Raw genomic sequence first — 6,961 nt, forward strand, 5'->3', positions numbered from 1 at the left:
CTGCTGCAGGCCGGCGGACGGGTCTGTACGCATCGTGGCGGTACTCATGCGGTGGCTGCGCGGCCGCGCGCAATGTTCGTCAAGGATCGTGCGCATGCAGATGCACGGGTAGCCATGTGAGCTCCTGGTATTGGTCTTGATTGGCTGGCTACCGGCTGGCGTGTCGCCGCGGCTGGCTGGCTGGGTGTCCTGCAGTTTTGTCCCAAGTCAAGCTTAAGTAAATGAGAACAATTCGCATTTGCATTATTAACGATTTGGATTTAGGATGCAATGGTTTTACGGCCCAAGAGAGAATCATTCTCATTTATGTGAGTGATTCTTTAGTGTGGTTCCCATGTGCGACCGGCCTTGACGCCGGCTTGTCCCGGATGGTTGTTCCCATGCACCATCCGGGCATTTTTTCACTCCAAGCATTTTCAGACTCCTCGGATATGCATTTGGCAAGGCGGTTGCTACACTGACCGTCCTGATGTCTTACGGGAGGAGGCCATGTTGAAGACCTACCACGGAAGCTGCCACTGCGGCGCCGTCACCTTCGAAGCCGAGTTGGACCTCACGCAGAGCACCTTCCGCTGCAACTGTTCGATCTGCCGCCGTACCCGCTTCTGGCCGGCCATCGCCAAACCCGACGGTTTCAGCCTGCTGACTGGCGAGACCGATCTCACGAAATACGTGTTCAACACGCGCAAGAACCATCACTACTTCTGCAAGCACTGCGGCGTACGCGCCTTCGGCATTGGCAACGACACGCCGATCGGCAAGATGATCGGCGTCAATGTCATGTGTCTTGAAGGGGTAACGGAGGAGGAACTGTCGAAGCTGTCGGTTACCTATGTCGACGGCCTGCACGACAACTGGCAGAACGCACCGGCCTTCTTCAGCCACCTTTAAAAGCGAGTGCCGGGATTCGCGGGCATAATCTGCTTTTTCGCCCGGCAGCCCGCGTCCATGATCTCCCCAGACATCGTCCTCACATTCTTCATCACGTCCGTCCTGCTCGGCATCTCGCCGGGTCCAGACAACATCTTTGTCCTGACCCAATCCGCGTTGCGCGGCCGGCTTGCGGGCATCTTCGTGACACTCGGTTTGTGTACCGGGCTCATCCTGCATACCCTGGCTGTTTCGTTCGGCGTTGCCGCGATCTTCCAGACCTCAGCCCTGGCCTTCACGGTGCTGAAGTTTGCCGGTGCGGCCTACCTGCTTTACCTCGCATGGCAAGCCTTCCGAGCGCCGGCGACCGGCATCCATCTCGGCGAGGGCAGCGGCGCGAGCGGCTGGGAGTTGTACCGTCGCGGCATCATCATGAACATCACCAACCCGAAGGTATCGATCTTCTTCCTCGCCTTCCTGCCGCAGTTCGCTGATCCCGGGCGCGGATCGATCACGGTACAGATGATGCTGCTCGGCGGTCTGTTCATCCTGGCGACGCTGCTGGTGTTCGGCGGCATCGCGCTGCTGGCCGGGACGATCGGCCGCAAGCTGGGGCAATCCGCAAAGGCGGAAAAGATCATGAACCGCGTCGCCGGCACAGTCTTCGCTGCACTGGCGCTGAAGCTGGCGACCACCCAACGATGAGCGAATCCCCGGAATCCATCCTCGAATTCTGGTTCGGCCACGCCGAGGAGGATGATGCAGTCGCCGCCGGGCAGGCGAAGCTCTGGTGGACCAAGCGCGATGAAACCGACCTCATGATTCGCCGGCGCTTCGAGGATGTCCTGCGCAAGGCCGCGCGGGGCGAACTCGATGCATGGGCTGGGCAGCCGCGCGGACGTCTTGCATTGATCATCCTGACGGACCAGTTCTCGCGCAACATGTACCGCAATACGCCGGAGGCGTTTGCCTGCGACGAACGGGCACGTGGCTGGTGCAGGGAACGATTGCGCAGTGCCGCGCACCGCCCGTTGCGGCCGATCGAGCGGGTGTTCTTCTATCTTCCGCTGGAACATTCGGAGTCGCTGGATGACCAGGAACAGTCCGTGAGCCTGTTTCGTGAATTGTCCGATGCAGGAAAGGCATTCGCCGGTTTTTTCGACTATGCAGTGCGGCATCGTGAGGTCATTGCCCGGTTTGGACGATTCCCGCATCGCAATCGCATTCTTGGGCGGGAATCGACAGCGGAGGAGGTGGAGTTCCTCAAGCAGCCGGGGTCGTCGTTCTAGGCAGGAGTTATCGCCTTGGTTCAAGCACGGCGAGGATCAGCCCGAGTTGCTTCTCGTTCATGATTGGACCGCCTAGCGTGGCGTAGCCCACCCAGGCCCAGTATGTCCAGCGGCCGAGCGTAGCAGCCTCATTGGGTGGCCAGCCCACCTCGCGCAGCAATTTCGTCAGGTAGCTGATTCGCTGCTCGTCGACGCGCTTGCGCACTTCCAGCACCGCGGGATTGGCAAGAGACCACGAGCGGATCGCACTGTCGAGGCGCAGGTCCGCATAGCTCGCGCCAGTGATCCAGATGCGCAGCTTTTTCTCGGGCTTGCTGTCGTCGCTTTCCAGCCAGCGTATGGCTTCCTGCGTGTAGTGCTGCTCCCATTCCGCGAGTACCGCGTGGTGATATTCATCGAGGCTTTGGAAGTGCCAGTAAAAACTTCCCTTGGTGACGCCGAGCCGTTCGGCCAGCGGCATGATCTTCAGCCCATTTGGACCTTCTTCGGAAAGCGTTTGCAAGCCGGCCGTCAGCCACCGTTGCCGATTCAATTTCTTGTCCATGGAAGCACCATACCGTGCGGTATTGACAAAGGCAATATGTTATTTAATCATAAACATACCTTTCGGTATGGTGGTTCGACTGACGATCAACAAGAGCAGGCAACAAGAGGAGTGTCATGTCCGCATTGAAAGCAATTGCATCGAACATCTGGTACAGGTCACATCATTTCGTCGCAAGCGGCATTCCTGTCTCGTCAAGAATGACGGTCATCAGGTTGAAGGATGGCCGGCTCTGGTTGCATTCGCCGGTTCCGCTGAGTGTTTCCGAGCGCAAGGAGCTGGAATCCCTGGGGCAGGTTGGGTACATCGTTGCGCCGAACCGGATGCATCATCTCTTCCTTGCCGAATACGCGTCAGCCTATCCGGATGCCTTGCTGTTCGGCGCACCTGGCTTGCGCGCCAAACGGCCTGACCTGACACGCTTGTCCGAACTCGGACCGACGGTGGAGGCATCCTGGAAGGATGATCTGGAACAGGTTTTCTTCGATGGCATCCCCATCGGTAACGAAACCGTCTGGTTCCACATCGCTTCAAGGACACTGATTCTGACGGACCTGTGTCAATGGTGGCAGGGTGAACTGCCGTTCGCGGCGAAAGCCTATGCGCATGTGACAGGAGTGCGCAGGCAGCTCGCAGTGCCACGGACAATTCGCCTCATGGTGAGGGACAGGCACGCGGCCCGCGCCAGTGCGCAAGAGATTCTTCAGTGGCCGTTTGAACGCGTCGTCATGGCGCATAACGCGATCGTGGAGGATGGTGCTTATCCGGAAGTGAAGAGGGCATTTACGGTGTTCGGCTGTTGAGGGCAAGTGCAGCTGCCGCAGCCAGCGCGCCGTTTGCCGAGATTGGCTCCTCGAAAGAAATCCGTTCGCGGCGACCATCGCGATCGATATCGATGCCGTAGCAGTCGATCCCGAGTACGCCAGCGCCTGACGCGCCAAGGTTTTGCAGCATCGCCGATTCTTCATCTGGCGCGAGTACCGGCGCCTCCTTCCACGCCTCCTGTTCCAGCCACCCCATCTGCGCAAATCCTCCGATGTAGCGCACCCGCTTCGGCACCAGCCGGAAAAAAGCGAAATCCCCCAGCTCAAGATACTGCGCCGCATCCGGCTGATAGCGCACGTAACGTGCTTGCTGCGCCGGCGATCCATCGATGCGCTCGACATCGCCGACCAGCGTCATGCGCGGCGATTCGAGGATGCTGCCTTGCCCGGTGTACGTTACGAGCAGACTGGCGTGCGGGTTAGCGAGCAGGTTCTTCGTGTGTTCGGCCAGGCCGCTGAGCAGGAATACCGGGCAGTGCTCGTGGTCGGGAACGTAGGGCAGGGCGGTTGCGAACGGGTAGCCGGGCAATTGCACGGATTGCGTGGCGAGCGCGCCGAGGGCGGCCCGGTGCAGCAGGCCGATGGCGGTGGAGAGGTCGGGTTTCATTCGGAAGATATCAGGTTGGCATCGAAGCTCAGTGTAACGCGCCGCAAGAGCATGGCAAGGCGCACGTTATTGCCTTGGGGGAACTTTCGTGCCAGCATTGAGGTGATCGCATCGTCCTGCCACGGAGGAAGCCTCATGCATGCAAATGCCGCCGTCCGGAGCGTCCCGCTTGTTCCGCGCCTGAGTCCCGCCGCGCGGGCCAAAGCCGCACATATCTGCGTCGTCCGCCATGGAGAAACCGACTGGAACAGGCTTGGCATCCTGCAGGGCTGGTTCGATGTGCCTATCAATGAAAAGGGGCGCCGGCAGGCACACCAGATTGCTGCCGATTTCGCCGGTGAGGGATTTTCCTCGGTGTGGTCAAGCACGCTGGCGAGGGCGCGCGAGACGGCGGAAATCATCGCCTCTGCGCTTGGCTTGCCTGCGCCATGCAGCCACGAAGGCCTGAAGGAAAGGCACTTCGGCGCAATCCAGGGCATCCCGAAGGGCGAGCTGGCCGAACTCAATCCCGCTTTGCTCGAACAGATCCTGCGCCGCAATCCGGCTGCCAGTTTCGTCGGCGGCGAGTCGATGGATGAATTCGCCGACCGCGTGCTGCTTGCGCTCGACGACATTGGCACGCAGCACCACGGCGAGCGCGTGCTGGTCATCAGCCACGGATGGTGCCTGGATGTGGTTACCCGCCATGTGAACGGTTTGCCGCGCGATGCCATCCTTCCCCACAAGCCGATGAACGGCGACAGCGTATGGCTGGACGTGGCGCGCCACATCCTCGCCGCCGCATAGTTCTTTCTGCCTAGCCGGTCGAGGACTGGCCTATCCCCTTCGGCTTACCGGACTAAGCCGACTGCCTTTGCCGGATACCCCTCCGGCCAATAGTGCCTTGCTTGTCACGGACGTAACCTTCCGACATCGCGTCAATCATCGAGGGAGGTGTGTCGTGGCCGGTAACGTGGTGACAATGAAGGGCAGGCAGATTTCAGTGCTGGCGAGCAGTACGTTCGCCTTCACGATCTGCTTTGCGGTCTGGATGATGTTTGCGGTGCTGGGCATTCCGATCAAGGCCAAGCTGGGATTGAATGAAACGCAGTTCGGCCTGCTGGCGGCGACGCCGGTACTGACCGGTTCGCTGGTGCGCGTGCCGCTGGGTATCTGGACCGACAAGTTCGGCGGACGCATCGTGCTGTTCTCGCTGATGCTGTCGACGGTGGTGCCGATCTACATGATCAGCCATGCCACCGAATACTGGCATTTCCTCGTCCTCGGCCTGTTCGTCGGCCTGGCTGGCGGTTCCTTCTCGGTCGGCACGCCGTACGTCGCGCGCTGGTTCCAGCCGGAACGCCGCGGACTGGCGATGGGCATCTTCGGCGCGGGCAACTCCGGCTCGGCGCTGACCAAGTTCGTCGCGCCGGCGATCATCGCCGCCTTCGGCTGGGAATACCTGCCCAAGGTCTATGCCGGCGCGATGCTCGCAACCGCGCTCCTGTTCTGGTTTTTCAGCCACAGCGACAAGTCGCACACGGTCGCATCCAACGTCACCTTCGCCGACCAGCTGAAGATGCTGAAGGACCCGCGCGTCTGGCGCTACTGCCAGTACTACTCCGTCGTCTTCGGCGGCTATGTCGCGTTGGCGCTGTGGATGACCAAGTACTACGTGTCCGAATACGGCTTCGACATGAAGCTGGCCGCCTTGCTGGCCGCCTGCTTCTCGCTGCCGGGCGGCGTGCTGCGCGCGCTGGGCGGCTGGATCTCGGACAAGTACGGCGCCTACAAGGTGACCTGGTCGGTGATGTGGGTGTGCTGGGTCGCGTTCTTCATCCTGTCGTATCCGCAGACCAGCATGATCGTCAAGACGGTCAACGGTCCGATGAGCATCGACATCGGCATCAATGCCTGGTTCTTCACCGTGCTGCTGTTCGTGGTCGGCGTGGCCACCGCGATCGGCAAGGCATCGGTGTTCAAGTTCATTTCGGATGACTTCAGCCACAACATCGGCGCCGTCTCCGGCATCGTCGGCCTCGCCGGCGGCCTGGGCGGATTCATCCTGCCGATCATGTTCGGCGCCCTGGTCGACCTGACCGGCGTCCGTTCCAGCGCCTTCATGCTGTTGTACGGCACCGTCTGCGTGTCGCTGGTGTGGATGCATTTCTCATTCAAACCCGAGCGGGAAACCCCTGACGTTTCCGTGCCGCTCAAAAAAGCGGCCTGAGTTGTCGCATCTGTCGCATTCCATAAGAGGAGAACAATGTGAGCAAATACCTGATCAGCCACTGGGAACCCGAAACGCCATCGTTCTGGGTCAGCAAGGGCAAGTCCACCGCCAACCGCAACCTGTGGATCTCGATCCCGGCGTTGCTGCTGGCTTTCGCGGTATGGATGGTGTGGAGCGTGGTGGTGGTGAACCTGCCCAACGTCGGCTTCCAGTACAGCACCAACCAGCTGTTCTGGCTGGCGGCGCTGCCCGGCCTGTCCGGCGCAACCCTGCGCGTCTTCTATTCCTTCATGGTGCCGATCTTCGGCGGCCGCAAGTGGACGACGATTTCGACCGCATCGCTGATGATCCCGGCGATCGGCATCGGCTTCGCGGTGCAGGACACGAACACCGGTTATCCAACCATGCTGGTGCTGGCGCTGCTGTGCGGCTTCGGCGGCGGCAACTTCGCCTCGTCGATGGCCAACATCAGCTTCTTCTTCCCGAAGGCGCAGAAGGGCTACGCGCTCGGCATGAACGCCGGCCTGGGCAACCTCGGCGTGTCGGTGGTGCAGTTCGTGGTGCCGCTGGTGATCACCGCCGGCATCTTCGGCGCCATCGGCGGTGAGGCGGCGG

The 6,961-nt window shown here is 60.8% G+C and carries 9 protein-coding genes; 7 read left to right on the forward strand and 2 right to left on the reverse strand.

The annotated features are described in order from the left end of the window. Positions 1 to 489: 489 nt before the first annotated feature. From AYR66_RS03610 to AYR66_RS03620, 3 genes are read left to right on the forward strand one after another with little or no spacing between them, the layout of a single operon-like run. The gene (locus tag AYR66_RS03610) at positions 490 to 891 is read left to right on the forward strand and encodes a GFA family protein (RefSeq protein ID WP_088706386.1); all 402 of its coding nucleotides are present in this window, start codon (positions 490 to 492) and stop codon (positions 889 to 891) included. A 57-nt stretch (positions 892 to 948) separates the two neighbouring features. Continuing rightward, the gene (locus AYR66_RS03615; protein WP_088706387.1) at positions 949 to 1,575 is read left to right on the forward strand and encodes a LysE family translocator; all 627 of its coding nucleotides are present in this window, start codon (positions 949 to 951) and stop codon (positions 1,573 to 1,575) included. Further along, positions 1,572 to 2,159 carry a DUF924 family protein gene (locus AYR66_RS03620; RefSeq protein WP_088706388.1) on the forward strand — a complete coding sequence of 196 codons (588 nt, stop codon included), beginning with the start codon at positions 1,572 to 1,574 and terminating at the stop codon, positions 2,157 to 2,159. Before AYR66_RS03615 ends, AYR66_RS03620 begins: the two co-directional genes overlap by 4 nt. A gap of 7 nt (positions 2,160 to 2,166) precedes the next feature. Here the strand turns inward: AYR66_RS03620 and AYR66_RS03625 are convergent, their stop codons facing one another. Continuing rightward, positions 2,167 to 2,703 carry a TetR/AcrR family transcriptional regulator gene (locus AYR66_RS03625; RefSeq protein ID WP_088706389.1) on the reverse strand — a complete coding sequence of 179 codons (537 nt, stop codon included), beginning with the start codon at positions 2,701 to 2,703 and terminating at the stop codon, positions 2,167 to 2,169. Positions 2,704 to 2,819: 116 nt separating this feature from the next. Between AYR66_RS03625 and AYR66_RS03630 the strand changes: the two genes are divergently transcribed. Then, positions 2,820 to 3,506, forward strand: a complete 687-nt coding sequence (locus AYR66_RS03630) for a DUF4336 domain-containing protein (protein ID WP_088706390.1) — start codon at positions 2,820 to 2,822, stop codon at positions 3,504 to 3,506. On the opposite strand, the gene AYR66_RS03635 is transcribed toward AYR66_RS03630, so the two are convergent. Beyond that, a complete protein-coding gene (locus tag AYR66_RS03635; protein WP_088706391.1) occupies positions 3,487 to 4,134 on the reverse strand; it encodes a HugZ family pyridoxamine 5'-phosphate oxidase in 648 nt (215 codons plus the stop codon). The two genes, AYR66_RS03630 and AYR66_RS03635, sit on opposite strands and share 20 nt — an antisense overlap. Positions 4,135 to 4,269: 135 nt before the next feature. Here AYR66_RS03635 and AYR66_RS03640 point away from each other — a divergent pair, with 135 nt between their 5' ends. The 3 genes from AYR66_RS03640 to AYR66_RS29280 form a co-directional block, all read left to right on the forward strand. Beyond that, positions 4,270 to 4,920, forward strand: coding sequence for a histidine phosphatase family protein (locus AYR66_RS03640; protein WP_088706392.1), 651 nt, complete (start codon positions 4,270 to 4,272; stop codon positions 4,918 to 4,920). A gap of 175 nt (positions 4,921 to 5,095) precedes the next feature. After that, positions 5,096 to 6,343, forward strand: a complete 1,248-nt coding sequence (locus AYR66_RS03645) for an MFS transporter (RefSeq protein WP_088706393.1) — start codon at positions 5,096 to 5,098, stop codon at positions 6,341 to 6,343. A 38-nt stretch (positions 6,344 to 6,381) separates the two neighbouring features. Next, positions 6,382 to 6,961 (forward strand): MFS transporter (locus AYR66_RS29280; RefSeq protein ID WP_206047043.1); only part of this gene is annotated, 580 nt, incomplete at its 3' end.

Origin of the sequence: Noviherbaspirillum denitrificans, from assembly GCF_002211445.1 — a bacterium.
GTDB classification, from domain to species: domain Bacteria; phylum Pseudomonadota; class Gammaproteobacteria; order Burkholderiales; family Burkholderiaceae_D; genus Noviherbaspirillum; species Noviherbaspirillum denitrificans.

Coding starts and splice junctions, on each gene's coding strand:
- AYR66_RS03620 (WP_088706388.1), top strand. CDS start 1,572: ATGAGCGAATCCCCGGAATCCATCCTCGAATTCTGGTTCGGCCACGCC.
- AYR66_RS03645 (WP_088706393.1), top strand. CDS start 5,096: ATGAAGGGCAGGCAGATTTCAGTGCTGGCGAGCAGTACGTTCGCCTTC.
- AYR66_RS03610 (WP_088706386.1), top strand. CDS start 490: ATGTTGAAGACCTACCACGGAAGCTGCCACTGCGGCGCCGTCACCTTC.
- AYR66_RS03630 (WP_088706390.1), top strand. CDS start 2,820: ATGTCCGCATTGAAAGCAATTGCATCGAACATCTGGTACAGGTCACAT.
- AYR66_RS03640 (WP_088706392.1), top strand. CDS start 4,270: ATGCATGCAAATGCCGCCGTCCGGAGCGTCCCGCTTGTTCCGCGCCTG.
- AYR66_RS03635 (WP_088706391.1), bottom strand. CDS start 4,134: ATGAAACCCGACCTCTCCACCGCCATCGGCCTGCTGCACCGGGCCGCC.
- AYR66_RS03615 (WP_088706387.1), top strand. CDS start 949: ATGATCTCCCCAGACATCGTCCTCACATTCTTCATCACGTCCGTCCTG.
- AYR66_RS03625 (WP_088706389.1), bottom strand. CDS start 2,703: ATGGACAAGAAATTGAATCGGCAACGGTGGCTGACGGCCGGCTTGCAA.